The sequence below is a fragment of the Acidovorax sp. GW823-FHT01C06 genome, assembly GCF_058798375.1.
On sequence record NZ_JBXAKN010000005.1, the window covers coordinates 184,939 to 202,812 of the forward strand.

General features: G+C 61.5%; 25 protein-coding genes and 1 tRNA gene. All 26 read right to left on the reverse strand.

Going from position 1 to position 17,874, the window contains the following annotated elements:
• Positions 1-105: 105 nt before the first annotated feature.
• On the reverse strand, positions 106-708 hold the full coding sequence (locus AC1RCS_RS13125; protein WP_492255474.1) for a LysE family translocator: 603 nt from the start codon (positions 706-708) through the stop codon (positions 106-108).
• Between the two features lie 165 nt (positions 709-873).
• Positions 874-950 (reverse strand) — tRNA-Met (locus AC1RCS_RS13130).
• 22 nt (positions 951-972) lie between these two features.
• Positions 973-1,365 (reverse strand): 50S ribosomal protein L17, encoded by a 393-nt coding sequence (gene rplQ, locus AC1RCS_RS13135; protein ID WP_008906513.1) that lies wholly within the window; start codon positions 1,363-1,365, stop codon positions 973-975.
• 122 nt (positions 1,366-1,487) lie between these two features.
• Positions 1,488-2,480 carry a DNA-directed RNA polymerase subunit alpha gene (locus AC1RCS_RS13140; RefSeq protein WP_008906514.1) on the reverse strand — a complete coding sequence of 331 codons (993 nt, stop codon included), beginning with the start codon at positions 2,478-2,480 and terminating at the stop codon, positions 1,488-1,490.
• 112 nt (positions 2,481-2,592) lie between these two features.
• Positions 2,593-3,216, reverse strand: a complete 624-nt coding sequence (rpsD, locus tag AC1RCS_RS13145) for a 30S ribosomal protein S4 (protein WP_218296832.1) — start codon at positions 3,214-3,216, stop codon at positions 2,593-2,595.
• A gap of 92 nt (positions 3,217-3,308) precedes the next feature.
• Positions 3,309-3,713, reverse strand: a complete 405-nt coding sequence (gene rpsK, locus AC1RCS_RS13150) for a 30S ribosomal protein S11 (RefSeq protein ID WP_005793662.1) — start codon at positions 3,711-3,713, stop codon at positions 3,309-3,311.
• 18 nt (positions 3,714-3,731) lie between these two features.
• Positions 3,732-4,097, reverse strand: coding sequence for a 30S ribosomal protein S13 (gene rpsM / locus AC1RCS_RS13155; RefSeq protein ID WP_008906516.1), 366 nt, complete (start codon positions 4,095-4,097; stop codon positions 3,732-3,734).
• A gap of 23 nt (positions 4,098-4,120) precedes the next feature.
• The gene (rpmJ, locus tag AC1RCS_RS13160; RefSeq protein WP_005793651.1) at positions 4,121-4,234 is read right to left on the reverse strand and encodes a 50S ribosomal protein L36; all 114 of its coding nucleotides are present in this window, start codon (positions 4,232-4,234) and stop codon (positions 4,121-4,123) included.
• Positions 4,235-4,383: 149 nt separating this feature from the next.
• Complete coding sequence (secY, locus tag AC1RCS_RS13165) at positions 4,384-5,703, reverse strand: preprotein translocase subunit SecY (RefSeq protein WP_218296831.1); 1,320 nt, start codon at positions 5,701-5,703, stop codon at positions 4,384-4,386.
• 24 nt (positions 5,704-5,727) lie between these two features.
• On the reverse strand, positions 5,728-6,159 hold the full coding sequence (gene rplO / locus AC1RCS_RS13170) for a 50S ribosomal protein L15 (protein WP_055395677.1): 432 nt from the start codon (positions 6,157-6,159) through the stop codon (positions 5,728-5,730).
• Between the two features lie 10 nt (positions 6,160-6,169).
• Entirely contained in the window at positions 6,170-6,352 is a 183-nt protein-coding gene (gene rpmD, locus AC1RCS_RS13175; protein WP_007861725.1) for a 50S ribosomal protein L30, read from the reverse strand.
• Positions 6,353-6,366: 14 nt separating this feature from the next.
• Complete coding sequence (rpsE, locus tag AC1RCS_RS13180; protein WP_218296830.1) at positions 6,367-6,885, reverse strand: 30S ribosomal protein S5; 519 nt, start codon at positions 6,883-6,885, stop codon at positions 6,367-6,369.
• Between the two features lie 16 nt (positions 6,886-6,901).
• On the reverse strand, positions 6,902-7,267 hold the full coding sequence (gene rplR / locus AC1RCS_RS13185; protein WP_005793639.1) for a 50S ribosomal protein L18: 366 nt from the start codon (positions 7,265-7,267) through the stop codon (positions 6,902-6,904).
• An 11-nt stretch (positions 7,268-7,278) separates the two neighbouring features.
• Positions 7,279-7,812: a 50S ribosomal protein L6 gene (gene rplF / locus AC1RCS_RS13190; protein ID WP_218296829.1), complete on the reverse strand. Its 534-nt coding sequence runs from the start codon at positions 7,810-7,812 to the stop codon at positions 7,279-7,281.
• Positions 7,813-7,837: 25 nt separating this feature from the next.
• On the reverse strand, positions 7,838-8,233 hold the full coding sequence (gene rpsH / locus AC1RCS_RS13195) for a 30S ribosomal protein S8 (protein WP_008906523.1): 396 nt from the start codon (positions 8,231-8,233) through the stop codon (positions 7,838-7,840).
• Positions 8,234-8,253: 20 nt separating this feature from the next.
• On the reverse strand, positions 8,254-8,559 hold the full coding sequence (gene rpsN, locus AC1RCS_RS13200; RefSeq protein WP_007861712.1) for a 30S ribosomal protein S14: 306 nt from the start codon (positions 8,557-8,559) through the stop codon (positions 8,254-8,256).
• Between the two features lie 8 nt (positions 8,560-8,567).
• Positions 8,568-9,107 (reverse strand): 50S ribosomal protein L5, encoded by a 540-nt coding sequence (rplE, locus tag AC1RCS_RS13205; RefSeq protein WP_005793632.1) that lies wholly within the window; start codon positions 9,105-9,107, stop codon positions 8,568-8,570.
• Between the two features lie 9 nt (positions 9,108-9,116).
• The gene (rplX, locus tag AC1RCS_RS13210) at positions 9,117-9,437 is read right to left on the reverse strand and encodes a 50S ribosomal protein L24 (protein WP_184860255.1); all 321 of its coding nucleotides are present in this window, start codon (positions 9,435-9,437) and stop codon (positions 9,117-9,119) included.
• Between the two features lie 9 nt (positions 9,438-9,446).
• Entirely contained in the window at positions 9,447-9,815 is a 369-nt protein-coding gene (gene rplN / locus AC1RCS_RS13215; protein WP_007861702.1) for a 50S ribosomal protein L14, read from the reverse strand.
• 195 nt (positions 9,816-10,010) lie between these two features.
• Positions 10,011-11,603, reverse strand: coding sequence for a glycerol-3-phosphate dehydrogenase/oxidase (locus tag AC1RCS_RS13220; protein WP_492245056.1), 1,593 nt, complete (start codon positions 11,601-11,603; stop codon positions 10,011-10,013).
• 187 nt (positions 11,604-11,790) lie between these two features.
• Entirely contained in the window at positions 11,791-13,521 is a 1,731-nt protein-coding gene (locus tag AC1RCS_RS13225) for an ABC transporter substrate-binding protein (protein ID WP_218296827.1), read from the reverse strand.
• Positions 13,522-13,635: 114 nt separating this feature from the next.
• Positions 13,636-13,944, reverse strand: a complete 309-nt coding sequence (locus AC1RCS_RS13230) for a DUF2160 domain-containing protein (protein WP_218296826.1) — start codon at positions 13,942-13,944, stop codon at positions 13,636-13,638.
• A gap of 12 nt (positions 13,945-13,956) precedes the next feature.
• A complete protein-coding gene (locus AC1RCS_RS13235) occupies positions 13,957-14,769 on the reverse strand; it encodes a carbohydrate ABC transporter permease (protein WP_218296825.1) in 813 nt (270 codons plus the stop codon).
• Positions 14,762-15,658, reverse strand: coding sequence for a carbohydrate ABC transporter permease (locus tag AC1RCS_RS13240; protein ID WP_218296824.1), 897 nt, complete (start codon positions 15,656-15,658; stop codon positions 14,762-14,764). Before AC1RCS_RS13240 ends, AC1RCS_RS13235 begins: the two co-directional genes overlap by 8 nt.
• On the reverse strand, positions 15,655-16,731 hold the full coding sequence (locus tag AC1RCS_RS13245) for an ABC transporter ATP-binding protein (RefSeq protein ID WP_492245055.1): 1,077 nt from the start codon (positions 16,729-16,731) through the stop codon (positions 15,655-15,657). The genes AC1RCS_RS13240 and AC1RCS_RS13245 overlap by 4 nt, the downstream gene beginning before the upstream one ends.
• A 1-nt stretch (position 16,732) precedes the next feature.
• Positions 16,733-17,812 (reverse strand): ABC transporter ATP-binding protein, encoded by a 1,080-nt coding sequence (locus tag AC1RCS_RS13250; protein ID WP_218296822.1) that lies wholly within the window; start codon positions 17,810-17,812, stop codon positions 16,733-16,735.
• Positions 17,813-17,874: the final 62 nt, after the last annotated feature.

Consider the following 17,874-nt stretch of genomic DNA (forward strand, 5'->3'; position numbering starts at 1 on the left):
TTCCATCTTCTCCTGCCGAGCCTGCCGTCAACCGCGTGCAGCTGTGGCACCAAGACCCAGGAGTTTCGCCGTCTGGGCGGACTTGCCTGCTGGCACGGTGATCCGTCAGCTCACGGCTGAGCGGGTCAGCAGCAGCCGGATGCCTGCGTACACGAAGACTCCAGCCAGCAGCGCATTGAATGCGCGATGGATGCGGGCGTATGCCGCACGTGCCAACGGTGTCGAAAATGCCAGGGCATAGCCCATGAAGATACAAGCTCCGATGCCGGCGCAACACGCCACGACCGCCAGGGCATGGCTGCGTCCGGCGCCGGCGGGCACGCCGAGAGCGACGATGGAAAGCCACACGAAGACGGCCTTGGGGTTGGTCATGTGCATCGCCAGGCCGCGCCGAAAAGCCTGGAGGTGGTCGCGGCCCGTGGTGTCGGAGGCCTCGTGCAGGGCATTCGGCGTGAATGCGGCACGCGCCGCCTTCCAGGCCAGCCAGAGCATGTAGATGCCGCCCAGCACCTTCAGGACGAGCAAGGACCATGAATAGCTGCGCATGAGTGCCGACATGCCCAGTGCAGCGGCCACACCCAAAAACACCGAGCCGAGGACCACCCCGGCAGCCAGGGCCATGGCACGCCTCCGTCCATGCGACATGGCGGCCGCCATGATCGCCAGATTGCTGGGGCCAGGGCTTGCAACACCAACGGTATAGGCCATGAGCGCCACCAGCAGGGCCGGGGACAGAAAACCTGCATCCATGGAAGAGGCCTCCTGGAATGCACACCCCACCAAAGAGGAAAGCCGCTCACTGCAATGGAAGGGCACAAACAAAAACGCCCACGGTGAAGTGGGCGTTTTCTGTGAGCGGAGACCGCTACATATTGGTTGCGCGAGAAGGATTTGAACCTCCGACCTTTGGGTTATGAGCCCAACGAGCTACCAGACTGCTCCATCGCGCGGCAAGAAATAAATTATACCCTATTATTCAGCTGCTGCCGAATTATTTTCGGTTTCTGCAGCACGATCCACCAATTCAACCAGGGCCATGGGTGCATTGTCGCCCACACGGAAACCCATCTTGAGGATGCGGGTGTAGCCACCAGGACGCACCTTGAAGCGGGGGCCCAGGTCGTTGAACAGCTTGGTCACGCTGTCACGGTCGCGCAGGCGGTTGAAGGCCAGGCGGCGGTTGGCAACGGAGTCTTCCTTGGCCAGGGTGATCATGGGTTCGATCACACGGCGCAGTTCCTTGGCCTTGGGGACGGTGGTCTTGATGACTTCGTGCTCGATGAGCGAGTTCATCATGTTCTGCAGCATCGCAAGGCGGTGCGAGCTGGTGCGGTTGAGTTTGCGGAGGCCGTGACCGTGACGCATGGTGCTTTTTCCTTATTTAAAATTAAATCAGGCAGCCGTGTAAGGTACTGCCCGAGGCACTGTTCCCATCCAAGGGAACCAAAAACCGGGTTCCCGCGATTCGGGGAACCCAGAATTATAACTTAACGCTTGTCCAGACCGGCTGGTGGCCAGTTCTCAAGCTTCATGCCCAACGTGAGACCACGCGATGCGAGTACTTCCTTGATTTCGTTGAGCGACTTGCGACCCAGGTTAGGCGTCTTGAGCAGCTCATTCTCGGTGCGCTGGATCAGGTCACCGATGTAGTAGATGTTCTCGGCCTTCAGGCAGTTGGCGGAACGCACGGTCAGTTCCAGCTCGTCCACAGGACGCAGCAGGATCGGATCGAATGTGGCATTGCCGCGCGGGCCTGCCGGTGCGTCGAACGCAGCCAGCTCGCCACCTTCCAGCTGCGCGAACACCGCCAGCTGTTCCACCAGGATCTTGGCCGATGCGCGCACTGCGTCTTCGGCAGTGATGGCACCATTGGTCTCGATCTCGACAACCAGCTTGTCCAGGTCGGTACGCTGCTCCACGCGAGCGCTTTCCACCGTGTAGCTCACGCGCTTCACAGGGGAGAACGATGCATCCAGCACGATCCGGCCAATCGACTTGGTCGACTCGTCGGCATAGCGGCGCAGGCTGCCGGGCACGTAGCCACGGCCCTTCTCGACCTTGATCTGCATGTCCAGCTTACCGCCGGCCGACAGATTCGCGATCACGTGGTCAGGGTTGACGATTTCCACGTCGTGAGGGGTCTGGATATCGCGTGCGGTAACCACACCTTCGCCATCCTTGCGCAGGCTCAGCGTGACTTCATCACGGTTGTGGAGCTTGAACACCACGCCCTTGAGGTTCAACAGGATGTTGACCACATCTTCCTGAACGCCGTCAATGGACGAGTACTCATGCAGAACGCCTGCAATGGTGACTTCCGTCGCTGCGTAACCCACCATGGACGAGAGCAGGACACGCCGAATGGCGTTACCCAGCGTGTGGCCGTACCCACGCTCGAACGGCTCCAGCGCGACCTTGGCACGGTTGTGGCCAAGCTGCTCGACATTGATCGCCTTGGGTTTCAGCAAATTGGTTTGCATTCAGACTTCCTCTCAATACCCCCAGCTCGTTACACCGGTAAGGCTGGTGAAGCGCCTAAACCGCGATGCCTCGCGGTTCAGGGACGGTTTTCTTGAAATATGTACCGAGCGATTAGCGCGAGTACAACTCAACGATCAGGGATTCGTTGATGTCGGCGCCAAACTCATCACGGTCCGGCACCTTCTTGAAGATGCCTTCGGCCTTCTCGGCGTTCACTTCCACCCACGCAGGCATGCCGACCTGGGCAGCCAATTGCAGGGCTTCAACAATGCGGTTCTGTTTCTTGGACTTTTCACGCACGGCCACCACATCGCCCGTCTTCACGAGGTAGGAAGCGATGTTCACGGACTTGCCGTTCACCGTGATCGCCTTGTGCGAGACCAGCTGGCGCGCTTCGGCGCGGGTCGAGCCGAAGCCCATGCGGTACACCACGTTGTCGAGACGGGATTCCAACAGGAACAGCAGATTGGCGCCGGTATTGCCCTTCTTGCCTTCGGCGGCTTCGAAGTAGCGGCGGAACTGCTTTTCCAGCACGCCGTACATGCGCTTGACCTTCTGCTTTTCACGCAGTTGCAGGCCGTAGTCGGACGTGCGGGCACCGGAGGTGCGGCCGTGCTGGCCTGGCTTGGAGTCGAACTTGGACTTGTCGGCAATCGAGCGACGTGCGCTCTTGAGGAACAGGTCCGTGCCTTCACGGCGGGAGAGTTTGGCCTTGGGGCCGAGGTAACGTGCCACTTGAGCTTCCTTTGTGTCATCTACCGCAAACCATTGCGGGAGCCGCCTGAGGCGCTTGCGCGTTCACAGGCGGCGGTGGGCTTAGAGAGAGATTAGATACGACGGCGCTTTTGAGGGCGGCAGCCGTTGTGAGGCACGGGGGTCACATCGGAGATGGACGTGATGCGAATGCCCAGGGCGCCCAGAGCGCGCACCGAGGATTCACGGCCTGGGCCAGGACCCTTGATTTCAACGTCAAGGTTCTTGATGCCTTGGTCGATGGCAGCGCGGCCAGCCACTTCCGAAGCCACTTGGGCCGCGAAGGGAGTGGACTTGCGCGAGCCCTTGAAACCTTGGCCACCGGACGATGCCCACGACAGGGCATTGCCCTGGCGATCGGTGATCGTGATGATGGTGTTGTTGAACGAGGCGTGCACGTGTGCAATGCCGTCCGAAACATTCTTCCGGACCTTCTTGCGAACGCGCTGAGCTGCGTTATTGGCAGGAGACTTAGCCATGATGATCTTTCAATCTCTTTATTTCTTCAGTGCAGCTGCACCCTTGCGCGGACCCTTGCGAGTGCGTGCATTGGTACGGGTGCGCTGACCACGCATTGGCAGACCGCGGCGATGGCGGAAGCCACGATAGCAGCCGATGTCCATCAAGCGCTTGATGTTCATCGTGGTTTCGCGGCGCAGGTCACCTTCAATGGTGAACTGCTCGATTTGCTCGCGAATTTTTTCCAGATCGCCATCCGTCAGATCCTTGATCTTCTTGGAGTAAGCGATACCAGTTGCTTCGCAGATCTTGCGAGCGCGGGTGCGACCAATGCCAAAAATGGCGGTCAAACCGATTTCCGCGTGCTTGTGCGGCGGAATATTAATGCCAGCGATACGTGCCATATGCGTCCTCTAATACTTTCCAATCAACCTTGGCGCTGCTTGTGACGCAGATCCGTGCAGATCACGCGCACCACACCCTTGCGGCGGATGATCTTGCAGTTGCGGCAGATTTTTTTGACCGAAGCCGAAACTCTCATTGCATTCTCCTAAAACTTTTCCATCCGTCCCGGCTGTTTCGCACGGAACACAATTTGTGCCCGCGAAAAATCGTGGGGCGCCAACTCAACCGATATCCAGTTCTGCAGGCAGTCGCCGCTATGCGATCAACTGCCTTCCTTCATCATCATCAACCGCCTGCGTTGCCCTTGAAATTGGCTTTCTTGAGCAGCGATTCGTACTGTTGCGACATCATGTAGTTCTGAACCTGGGCCATGAAGTCCATGGTCACCACCACAATGATCAGCAGCGATGTCCCACCAAAGTAGAACGGAACGTTGTACTTCAAGATCAGGAACTCTGGCAGCAAGCACACGAAGGTGATGTACACAGCGCCTGCCAAGGTCAGGCGAACCAGGATCTTGTCGATATAACGGGCCGTCTGCTCACCGGGCCGGATGCCTGGAATGAACGCACCGCTCTTCTTCAGGTTATCTGCAGTCTCACGGCTGTTGAACACCAGTGCCGTATAGAAAAAGCAGAAGAACACAATCGCGGCAGCGTAGAACATCACATAGATGGGCTGACCAGGAGTCAACGCACCCGAGATGTCCTTCAACCAGCGCATCGACTCGCCTGCACTGAACCAGTTCACCACCGTGGCGGGCAACAGGATGATCGACGAGGCAAAGATCGGAGGAATCACGCCAGCCATGTTCAGCTTGAGGGGCAAGTGCGACGACTGGCCGCCGTAGACCTTGTTACCTACCTGCCGACGGGCGTAGTTCACCAGAATCTTGCGCTGACCACGCTCCACAAACACCACGAAGTAGGTCACCAGACCGACCACGAGGACGATGAAGATGGCGGCCAGGATGCTCATGGCACCCGTACGAACCAGTTCAAGGAGACCACCGATGGAGCTGGGCAATCCGGCTGCGATACCTGCAAAGATCAGGATCGAGATACCGTTGCCCAAACCACGTTCAGTGATCTGCTCACCCAGCCACATCAGGAACATCGTGCCGGCGGTCAGGCTGACGACGGCGGTCATGCGGAACCCGAAACCAGGGCTCAGCACCAGACCTGCGGAGCTTTCCAGCGCGACGGCAATACCCAGCGACTGGAACAGGGCCAGGCCCAACGTTCCGTAGCGGGTGTACTGCGTGATCTTCCTGCGACCGGCTTCGCCTTCCTTCTTCAACTGCTCGAACGTGGGAATCACGTAAGTCATCAGCTGCATGATGATCGATGCCGAGATGTACGGCATGATCCCCAGAGCGAAGACCGTGAAACGCGACAGCGCACCACCCGAGAACATGTTGAACAGGTTCAGGATGCCGCCTTGCTGGCCACTGAACAGCTGCTGGAGTTGGGCTGGATCGATACCAGGCACAGGGATATGAGCCCCTATGCGATACACGACCAGCGCAAGCAACAGAAAAACCAGACGGCGACGCAGGTCGCCGAACTTGCCGGTCTTTGCAATTTGAGCCGCGCTAGTAGCCACAGATGCCTTCCTTCAGAGCCACACTCAGGCGACGCTGCCGCCAGCAGCTTCGATCGCTGCCTTGGCACCTGCCGTAGCGCCCACGCCATTGAGCTTGACAGCCTTGGTGAGGGAACCGCTCTTGATGACCTTGACCACCTTGGCCAGCTCGCCCACGAGGCCAGCTTGCTTGAGTGCCAGCACGTCCACTTCGGCCAGGCCGAGCTGATCGAGCGCCGTCAGCGTCACTTCTGCATTGAACTTGAGCAGGTGCGACTTGAAGCCGCGCTTGGGCAAGCGACGTTGCAGAGGCATTTGACCGCCTTCGAAGCCCACCTTGTGGTAGCCACCGGCGCGCGACTTCTGACCCTTGTGACCACGGCCAGCGGTCTTGCCCAGGCCGGAGCCGATACCACGGCCTACACGGCGCTTGGCATGCTTGGCACCGTCTGCGGGCTTGATGCTATTGAGTTCCATGATCTATCTCTCAGAGGACTTTGACCAGATAGCTGATCTTGTTAATCATGCCGCGCACTTCGGGCGAGTCCTGCAGTTCGCTCACGCTGTTGAGCTTGCGCAGGCCCAGGCCACGGACGGTGGCGCGGTGCGATTCCTTGGTGCCGATAGGGCTGCGCACCAATTGAATCTTGACGGTTTGTTGCGTTGTCATTTTCAGGCTCCGATTCAGGCGAAGATGTCTTCGACCGTCTTGCCGCGCTTGGCTGCCACATTCGACGGAGTGGTCGAATTGACGAGCGCATCAAAAGTGGCACGGACCATGTTGTAGGGGTTGGAGGAACCATGGCTCTTGGCCACGATGTCCGTCACGCCCAGCACTTCGAAAACGGCGCGCATGGGGCCGCCAGCAATGATGCCGGTACCCTTGGGAGCGGGAGCCATCATCACGACAGCAGCGCCATGGTGGCCCGTCACGTTGTGGTAGATGGTGCCATTCTTGAGCGATACCTTGACCATGTTGCGGCGGGCTTCTTCCATCGCCTTTTGCACGGCAGCAGGCACTTCCTTGGACTTGCCCTTGCCCATGCCAACACGGCCGTCACCGTCGCCAACCACCGTCAGTGCGGCGAAGCCGAGGATACGGCCGCCCTTCACGACTTTGGTCACGCGGTTGACCGCGATCATTTTTTCGCGCAGACCGTCGTCCTGACCTTCGCTCTGCACTTTGGGTTGAAATTTAGCCATTTTTTATTCGCTCCGCTTAGAACTGCAGGCCGGCTTCACGGGCTGCGTCGGCCAGGGCCTTGACGCGACCGTGGTAGGCAAAGCCTGCGCGATCAAATGCAACCTTCTCGACACCCGCAGCCTTCGCTTTTTCAGCGATGCGCTTGCCGATGATCTGGGCTGCAGCGGCATTGCCACCCTTGCCCGAACCGCCGAGCGACTTGCGCACGTCGGCTTCTGCCGTCGATGCACTTGCCAGCACCTTGCTGCCGTCGCCGGAGATCACACTGGCGTAGATATGGAGGTTCGTACGGTTCACGGTGAGACGCGCCACGCCTTGCTGTGCAATGCGGATGCGGGTCTGGCGCGAACGACGAAGACGCTGCTCTTTCTTGGTCAACATGTTGCAGCTCCTTATTTCTTCTTGGTCTCTTTGATCGTGATCTTTTCGTCCGCATAGCGGATACCCTTGCCCTTGTAGGGCTCGGGTGGACGAACAGCACGGATCTCAGCAGCGATTTGCCCCACACGCTGGCGGTCAGCACCCTTGATCACCACTTCCGTGGGCGTGGGGGTTGCGACCGTGATGCCAGCGGGCATTTCGATATTGACCGGGTGCGAATAGCCCACAGCCAGGTTCAGCTTGGAACCGGAAGCCGCAGCCTTGTAACCCACACCCACCAGGCTCAGCTTCTTTTCAAAGCCCTTGCTGACACCGACCACCATGTTGTTGACCAACTGGCGAATCGTGCCGCTCATGGCATTGGCTTCGCGGGAGTCGTTGACAGGCGCAAAGCTCAGCTTGCCTTCATTGCTCGACACCTTCACCAGCACATTCTGTGCGAGCGAGAGGGCGCCACCAGAACCCTTGACAGAGATCTGGTCATCTTTCACGGACACATCCACGCCAGCGGGGATGGTCACGGGCATTTTTCCTACTCGGGACATTTCAGTTTCTCCTCAATGCCGCGGGTTAGGCCACATAGCAGAGCACTTCGCCACCGACACCGGTAGCGCGCGCCTTGCGATCGGTCATCACGCCCTTGGGCGTCGTGACAATTGCCACACCCAGACCGTTCATGACTTGTGGAATGGAATCACGGCCTTTGTAGACACGCAGTCCGGGGCGGCTGACGCGCTCGATGCGCTCAATCACGGGACGGCCTGCGTAGTACTTCAGGGCAATTTCGAGTTCCGACTTGCCAGCTTCGGTTTTCACCTGGAAGCCGTCGATATAACCTTCGTCCTTCAGCACCTGGGCGATGGCAATCTTCACTTTGGAAGAAGGCACCAGAACCGTGGCCTTGGCGACCATCTGTGCATTACGGATGCGGGTCAGCAAGTCAGCGATGGGATCACTCATGCTCATGTTTAATCTCTCCTGCCTGCTTACCAGCTGGCCTTGGTGACACCAGGGATGTCGCCTGCAAAAGCCAGTTCACGGATCTTGGCGCGAGCCAGACCGAATTGACGGAAGGTGCCGCGTGGACGACCGGTGATTTCGCAACGGTTGCGCTGACGCGTCGGGTTGGCATTGCGGGGGAGCTTTTGCAGGCCCAGGCGGGCTGCATCGCGCTCTTCGTCGCTGCGCTTGGCATCGCCAGCGATTGCCTTCAGTTCCGCATACTTGGTTGCGTACTTGGCTGCCAGTTTTTCGCGCTTCAGTTCGCGCTGGATCAAAGCTACTTTAGCCATGCTTCGCCTCAGTTCTTGAACGGGAAACGGAAACCAGCGAGGAGAGCCTTGGCTTCTTCGTCCGACTTGGCCGTCGTGGTGATGCTGATATTGAGACCGCGCAAGGCATCCACCTTGTCGTACTCGATTTCAGGGAAAATGATCTGTTCCTTGACGCCGATGTTGTAGTTGCCGCGGCCGTCGAAAGCGCGGCCGGAGATACCACGGAAGTCACGAACGCGGGGCAGAGCCACGGTCACGAAACGGTCCAGGAACTCATACATCTGCACGCCGCGCAGCGTGACCATGCAACCGATGGCCTGGCCTTCGCGGATCTTGAAACCGGCGATAGCCTTCTTGGCCTTGGTCACCACGGGCTTCTGACCAGCAATCTTGGTCAGGTCGGCCACGGCGTTGTCCATCACCTTCTTGTCCGAGACTGCCTCGCTCACGCCCATGTTCAGGGTGATCTTGGTCAGACGGGGAACCTGCATCGGCGAGGTGTAACCGAACTGCTTGGTCAGTTCGGGAGCGATCTTGTCGCGGTAAATTTCTTGGAGTCGTGCCATGTTTACCCCTTAGGCCGCCTTGATTTCAGCGCCGCTGGACTTGAACACGCGAACGCGCGTGCCGTCAGCCTGCACCTTGATGCCCACGCGATCAGCCTTGCCGGTCGCGGCATTGAAGATGGCCACATTGGACTGGTGAATCGGCATGGCCTTTTCAACGATGCCGCCCGTCGTACCCTTCATGGGGTTTGGCTTGGCGTGCTTCTTGACGAGGTTGATGCCGTCGATGACGAGGTGGGAGTCATCCTTGCGCAGCGACACCGTGCCACGCTTGCCCTTGTCACGGCCGGTCAGCACGATGACTTCGTCGCCCTTGCGAATCTTGTTCATGGCGCGTCCTTAGAGAACTTCAGGAGCCAGGGACACGATCTTCATGAACTTCTCGGTACGCAGTTCACGCGTCACGGGTCCAAAGATGCGGGTGCCGATAGGCTCCAACTTTGCGTTCAGCAACACTGCAGCGTTGCCATCGAATTTGACGAGCGAACCGTCGCCACGGCGAATACCCTTCGCCGTACGAACGACCACCGCACTGTAAACCTCGCCTTTTTTGACGCGGCCACGTGGAGCGGCTTCTTTGATGCTCACCTTGATGATGTCGCCAACGCTTGCATAGCGACGCTTGGAACCACCCAGCACCTTGATGCAAAGGACGGACTTAGCGCCGGTATTGTCGGCAACCTCTAACCGAGATTCTGTCTGGATCATTTCAATATTCCCAACTTGCACCAGAAGACAACAGCCCCAGAGAACTTCTCAAGGGCTGCGGATCAGCCAGTCAGTCTTGGGCCCGTCGTCCGCACCGCAAACCATTTGCAGCACTTCCCGCTGGGCAGAAACTTCACGTAGGAAACGCGAAGCCCTCGATTATTGCAAAGGACTTCAGGAAAGTCAAGCGCCGCATCAGCCAGGGGCGTGCAGATACTGTTGCGCCAGCGCCAGAAAGTCGCCGAGACGAGGGTCCGAACCCAGTTCCTCCTGCAGGAGGCCAGCGACGGCGGGCGCCAGTTCAATGGCCTTGCGGGCATCGAGGAACAGCAGCCTGCAGCGGCGCGCCAGCACATCTTCCACCGTGCGGGCGTATTCATGCCGCGCAGCGAACCGCACCATCGCCTCCGTCAGGCCGCCGCCCAGATCCGTCTGTGCACCCGGCATTTCCTGAACGGCCGCCGCTTCGCTGCCATAGGAGTGCAGCCCCTGGGCATCGCTGATACGGTGCCGCACAGGCCCCGGGGGCGTTCCCACCAGGGGCAAATGATTGGTCACGCCCGCGGGTTTTTCGGGCAGCAGGCCCGTGGTGAAGCATTTTTGCAACACATCTTCAGCCATGGCGCGGTAGGTGGTCCATTTGCCACCGGTCACGGTGATCAGGCCGCTGCGGCTGGCCAGGACGGTGTGCTCGCGGCTGATTTTCTTGGTGTTGTCGCCATCGTCGTCCTGCGGCTTCACCAAGGGACGCAGGCCCACCCAGATGCTGCGGATGTCCCCGATCTTGGGGGCGCGGGTGAGGTAGCGCGCCGATTCTTCCAGGATGAACTGGACTTCCTCGTGGAAAGGCTCCGGCTCCCGCACGATGTCCTGGCGCGGGCTGTCCGTCGTCCCCAGAATGAGCTTGCCCAGCCAGGGCACTGCAAACAGAACCCGGCCATCGGCCGTCTTGGGCACCATGAGGGCATGGTCGGAGGGAAGGAACTCGCGATCCACCACGATGTGCACACCCTGGCTTGGCGCCACGATCGGCTTGACGGGGCGGCCAATGGCCTCGCCGTCCATCTGGCGCAGGGCATCCACCCACACGCCGGTGGCATTCACCACGGTGCGGGCGCGAACCGTGAACTGCTGGCCGCTGTCGGCGTCCTCGCAGACAAGGCCCGCCACCTTTCCCGCCTCATGGACCAGGGCCCGCGCAGGACAGTAGTTGACCACCAGGGCGCCCAGACCCGCCGCCGTCCGCGCCAGCGCCAGGGCCAGCCGGGCATCGTCGAACTGCCCGTCCCAGTACTTGACCCCTCCCTTGAGCCCCTCCGTCCGGGCCGTGGGCAGGCATTCCAGGGTGCGCGCACGGCCCAGGAACTGGGTGGCACCCAGTCCGGCTTTTCCGGCCAGGGCGTCGTACATCATGAGCCCGATGCCATAAAAAGGCGTCTCCCAGAAACGGTACGAGGGCATCACGAAAGGCAGGGGCTGGGCCAGATGCGGCGCGTTGTGCAGCAAGGTCGTGCGCTCGTGCAGCGCTTCGCGCACCAGCGCGATGTTGCCCTGGGCCAGGTAGCGGACACCGCCATGCACCAGCTTGGTGGCACGGGACGAGGTCCCCTTGGCGAAGTCGTGCGAGTCCACCAGGACCACGCTGAAACCGCGCGCCGCAGCATCCAGAGCGACTCCCAGCCCCGTCGCCCCGCCACCAATCACGGCAAGGTCGTAGTGGTGCGGCTGGGCCAGACGGGCCAGCAGGTCGGCGCGTCGCGTAGGAAGGGGGGCAGTGGCGATGGTCATGGGGTGATTGTCCATGGGCGGAACAAGAATTAAGGGTTTACCCTTGAATTCTTGGCACTTCCGGGATGAGAAACCGCCCAAGGGGAAGGAACTCCGGGGGGCGGCATGGAGTAAAAAAGCAGCCAGAGACCTTGTGAGCCCTGGCTGCCGGTGGCATCAGTCGTCAAGAAGCGACCGCTTCAGGGTCTCAACGTGCCTTGCCGTCCTTCCAAGCCTGCAGCAGCGTGCCGTACGCAATCGTCTGGCCCTTCGGCTTCTCATTGGCCAGCTTGGCCCAAGGCGCCTGCTTGTCGCTCAGCCACTTGGCGTTGTCGCTCTTCGGATTGAGCTTGGGGGCGCAATGCGCCATGCCGGCACGTTCCAGGCGGGCCATCACCTGGTCCATTTCGTCGGCCAGCGTGTCCATGGCGCCCTGGGGCGTCTTTTCACCCGTGACGGCCTGGGCCACGTTCTTCCACCACAGCTGTGCCAGCTTGGGGTAGTCAGGCACGTTGGTGCCGGTGGGCGACCATGCCACGCGGGCGGGACTGCGATAGAACTCCACCAGGCCGCCCAGCTTGGGCGCCATGTCGGTCATGGCCTTGGACTGGATGTCGCTCTCGCGGATCGGGGTCAGGCCCACGATGGTCTTCTTGAGCGACGTGGTCTTGGCCGTCACGAACTGGGCGTAGAGCCAGGCAGCGGCGGTCTTGTTGGCGTCGTGGTCCTTGAAGAAGGTCCAGCTGCCCACGTCCTGGTAGCCGTTCTGCATGCCCTGCTTCCAGTACGGGCCGTTCGGGCCGGGGGCCATGCGCCACTTGGGCGTACCGTCGGCATTCACCACAGGCAGGCCGGGCTTGGTCATGTCGGCCGTGAAGGCGGTGTACCAGAAGATCTGCTGGGCGATCTGGCCCTGGGCGGGCACGGGGCCGGCTTCGCCGAAGGTCATGCCCGTGGCTTCCTTGGGCGCGTACTTCTTCATCCAGTCCACGTACTTGGTCAGCGCGTAGACCGCCGCAGGCGAGTTGGTAGCGCCGCCACGGGCCACCGAGGCGCCCACGGGCGTGCACTTGTCGTCGGCCACGCGGATGCCCCATTCGTCGATCGGCAGGCCGTTGGGCGCGCCAATGTCCGCCGTACCCGCCATGGACAGCCATGCATCCGTGAAGCGCCAGCCCAGCGAAGGGTCCTTCTTGCCGTAGTCCATGTGGCCATAGATGGGCTTGCCGTCGATGTTCTTCACGTCGTTGGTGAAGAACTCGGCGATGTCCTCATAGGCGCTCCAGTTGAGCGGCACGCCCAGGTCGTAGCCGTACTTGGCCTTGAACTTGTCCTTGATGTCCTTGCGGTCGAACAGGTCGGCGCGGAACCAGTACAGGTTGGCGAACTGCTGGTCGGGCAGCTGGTACATCTTTCCGTCCGGGCCGGTCGTGAACTTGGTACCGATGTAGTCCTTGAGGTCGATGCCGGGGTTGGTGAATTCCTTGCCCGCGCCGCCCATGTAGTCGGTCAGGCTCATGATCTTGCCGTAGCGGTAGTGCGTACCGATCAGGTCCGAATCCGAGATCCAGCCGTCATAGATCGACTTGCCGGACTGCATGGAGGTCTGCAGCTTCTCGACCACGTCGCCTTCCTGGATCAGGTCGTGCTTGACCTTGATGCCCGTGATTTCCTCGAACGCCTTGGCCAGCGTCTTGGATTCGTATTCGTGGGTGGTGATGGTTTCAGACACCACCGAGATTTCCTTCACGCCCTTGGCCTGCAGCTTCTTGGCCGCATCGATGAACCACTTCATCTCGGCCATCTGCTGGTCCTTGCTCAGCGTGGAGGGCTGGAACTCGCTGTCAATCCACTTCTTGGCTTCCGCCTCGCCCGCCATGGCGGCCTGGCCCGTCATGACCGCAACTGCCAATGCCAGCGCTGTGTACCGCGTCTTCATAGTGCCTGTCTCCTCATAGTCATCTCCCCTTTTGGATGCAAGGGTCGCCCGGCTCCGGGGAAGGGTTGAGCCGCGCGACGGGAACCAACGGAATGAAAGCTGCCTGCGAACGCGCTACCCCTTGCGCAGGATCAGCGCCAGCAGCGCCATCGACAGCACGAAGCTGATCCAGATCGAAGGATCGCCCTGAAGGCTGAACCACTGGGCCAGCTTGCCGCTGATGCCCACAAAAATCAGATTCACGTAGGCCGCTGACAACAGCCCAATAAACAGCCGATCACCGCGCGTCGTCTCCAGCGGCAAAAAGCCCTTGCGCATCGTCGTGGGCGACTTGATCTCCCACACCGTCATGCCAATCAGCATCAGTACGATGCAAATGAAGAACACCGCCACGGGCAGCGTCCAAGCCATCCACTCAAACATGGCGATATCTCCTCAAACCCGGCCCATCGCGAAACCCTTCGCGATGTAGTGCCGAACAAACCAGATCACGATGGCACCCGGCACGATGGTCAGCACGCCGGCGGCGGCCAGCGTGGCCCAGTCCATGCCGCTCGCGCTCACCGTGCGCGTCATGGTGGCCACGATGGGCTTGGCATTCACGCTGGTCAGCGTGCGCGCCAGCAGCAACTCCACCCAACTGAACATGAAACAGAAGAACGCCGCCACGCCCACGCCGGCCTTGATCAGCGGCAGGAAGATCGTCATGAAAAACCGCGGAAAGCTGTAGCCATCGATATAGGCCGTCTCGTCGATCTCGCGCGGAATGCCGCTCATGAAGCCTTCCAGGATCCACACCGCCAGCGGCACGTTGAACAAGAGGTGCGCCAGCGCCACGGCAATGTGCGTGTCCATCAGCCCCACGGTGGTGTAGAGCTGGAAGAACGGCAGCAAAAACACGGCCGGCGGCGTCATGCGGTTGGTCAGCAGCCAGAAGAACACATGCTTGTCGCCCAGGAACTGGTAGCGCGAGAACGCATAGGCCGCCGGCAGCGCCACGGTCAGCGATATCGCCGTGTTGATGGCCACGTAGATCAGGCTGTTGATGTAACCCGAGTACCAGGACTCGTCGGTGAAGATGGTCTTGTAGTTGTCCCACGTGAAGTTCTGGGGAAAGAACGAGAACGTCGAGAGGATCTCCGCGTTGGTCTTGAAGCTCATGTTGACCATCCAGTAGATGGGCAGCACGGCGAAGACCAGGTAGGCGATCAGGAACACCGACCGCTTGTGGAAGCGTTTTTCATTCATGGCCGGCCCCTTCGTTGCTGGCGGTGCCCACGCGCTGCATCCAGTTGTAGAGGATGAAGCACAGCAGCAGGATGATGAAGAAATAGATCAGCGAGAACGCTGCGGCGGGGCCCAGGTCGAACTGGCCCACGGCCTTGGTCGTCAGGTACTGGCTCAGGAAGGTGGTGGCATTGCCCGGCCCGCCACCCGTGAGCACGAAGGGCTCGGTGTAGATCATGAAGCTGTCCATGAAGCGCAGCAGCACCGCGATCATGAGCACGCCACGCATCTTGGGCAGCTGGATGTAGCGGAACACCGCGAACTTGCTGGCGCCGTCGATGCGGGCGGCCTGGTAGTACGCATCAGGAATGGAGCGCAGGCCGGCGAAGGCGAGCAGCGCCACCAGCGGCGTCCAGTGCCACACGTCCATCAGCAGCACCGTGAGCCACGCATGCGCGGCGTTGCCGGTGTAGCTGTACTCGATGCCCGCCTCCTGCAGCAGGCGCCCCATGAGGCCGATATCCGCGCGGCCATAGATCTGCCAGATGGTGCCTACCACGTTCCAGGGAATCAGCAGCGACAGCGCCACCACCACCAGCACGGCGGACGACTTCCACCCCTGCGCGGGCATGGACAGCGCGAGCAGGATGCCCAACGGGATCTCCACCGCCAGCACGGCCAGCGAGAACGTGATCTGGCGCCACAGCGCGGCGTGCAGCTCCTCGTCGCGCATCACGGCGGCGAACCACTCGGTGCCCACGAACACGCGCCGCTCGGGCGAGATGATGTCCTGCACGGAGTAATTGACCACCGTCATTAACGGAAGGATGGCCGAGAAAGCCACGCAGATGATGACCGGAAGGATCAGGAACCAGGCCTTCTGGTTCACGGGCTTGGTGGTGGTGCTCATGCCAGCAGCTCCTCGTTTTGATAGAAGCACGTGTGCTCACCGAGCACCTGCAGCCAGACGGCATCCCCCGCGGAAGGCAGCCGTGCTTCCGGGCTGAAGCGCGCCTTGAGCGTGTGCTCACCCACCTTGGCGGTCAGCATCAGGTAGGTACCGATGTCCTGCACCTGCACCACCGTGCAGGGCAACGCACCGGCTTGGCCGGGCTCGGCCAGGGCCAGGTACTCGGGCCGCACGCCCACCTGCAACATACCTTCGGGCAGGGCGCGGTCCACCGGCGCGGCCAGGCGGTGGCCCGCCACCGACAACGCGGCTCCATCGCGCTGGGCGGGCAGGAAGTTCATGCCGGGCGAGCCGATGAAGTGGCCCACAAACACGTGTGCGGGCCGCTCGAACAGCGCGTCGGCCGAGCCCACCTGCACCGCCTTGCCGCGCGTCATCACCACCACCTGGTCGGCAAAGGTCAGTGCCTCGACCTGGTCGTGCGTCACATAGATCAGCGTGAGCTTGAGTTCGTGGTGGATCTGCTTGAGCTTGCGCCGCAGCTGCCACTTGAGGTGCGGGTCGATCACCGTGAGCGGCTCGTCGAACAGCACGGCCGCCACATCGGCGCGCACCAGGCCACGGCCCAGCGATATCTTCTGCTTGGCATCGGCCGCGAGGCCGGCCGCGCGCTGGTTGAGCTGCCCGCTCATCTCCAGCATCTCGGCGATCACGCCCACGCGCTGCCTGATCTGGTCTTCGGGCACCTTGCGGTTGCGCAGCGGGAAGGCCAGGTTCTCGGCCACCGTCATGGTGTCGTAGATCACGGGGAACTGGAACACCTGCGCAATGTTGCGCTCCTGCGGGCTGGCGCGCGTCACGTCGCGGCCATCGAACAGCACCTTGCCGTGCGAGGGCACGAGCAGGCCCGACATGATGTTGAGCATGGTGGTCTTGCCACAGCCCGAGGGGCCGAGCAGCGCATAGGCACCGCCGTCCTCGAACTCCATCTTGAGCGGCAGCAGCGCGTAATCGCTGTCCTGCTGCGGGTTGGGCTTGTAGGAATGCGCCAGATCCAGACTAATGCGAGCCATTTCAGCGCCCTCCCTGGCGCGCGGGCGCCCATGCCAGCCGGCCGTCAGCGCCAAACACATAGGCCTGCGCCGGGTCCAGATGCAGCGTGAGGGGCGTGCCCAGTTCGAAGTAATGCACCCCCGTCAGCTGGGCGACCAGGTCACCCCAGGGCGTCGTGGCGTGCACGAAAGTGTCGGACCCGGAAATCTCGGCCAGCTCCACCACGCCCCCCACGCTGATGTCATCAGGGCGGGCATGTACGCGCAGCGCGCTGGCGCGCACGCCCACGGTGAGCCCCGCGGCCGTGGCCACACCCTGCGGCAGCGGCACGGCCAGCTCCACGCCGCCCTCCAGGCGCACGCCACGCGGGGTTGCCGATGCGGCGATCAGGTTCATGGGCGGGTCGCTGAAGGCACGCGCCACGCGCAGCGAGTTGGGCGCATGGAACACCTCCGCCGTCGGGCCGTACTGCAGCAGCTGCCCCTCGTCCAGCACGGCGGTGTAGCCGCCCAGCAGCAGGGCCTCGCCCGGCTCGGTGGTCGCATAGACCACCGTGGACTGGCCGGCAGCAAACAGCTGCGTCAGTTCTTCACGCAGCTCTTCGCGCAGCTTGTAGTCCAGGTTCACCAGGGGTTCGTCCAGCAGCATCAGGGGCGCACCCTTGGCCAGGGCGCGGGCCAGCGCCACGCGCTGCTGTTGCCCGCCCGACAGCTCGGCAGGATAGCGGTCCAGGAACATGTCGATGTGCAGGCGGCTGGCGATCTCGCGCACCCGGGCGTCGATGTTCTTTTCGCCGCGCAGCTTGAGCGGCGACGCAATGTTGGCCGCCACCTTCATCGAGGGGTAGTTGATGAACTGCTGGTACACCATGGCCACGTTGCGGTCGCGCACGGGCATGCCGGTCACATCCACGCCATCGACCGTCACGCGGCCCGCGGTCGGCGTGTCCAGCCCGGCCATGATGCGCATGAGGCTGGTCTTGCCTGCCTGCGTGGCGCCCAGCAGCACCGTCACGGCGCCGCTGTGCAGCGCCAGGCTCATGTCATGGAGCCAGGTCTGCGGACCAACCTTCTTGCTGATGCTGTCCAGTGCCAGCTGCATCACGCAACCTTTCTAATGGGCCCCTGAGGGCCGGGTGGATCTGGCTCCCTGCCGCGCACGCA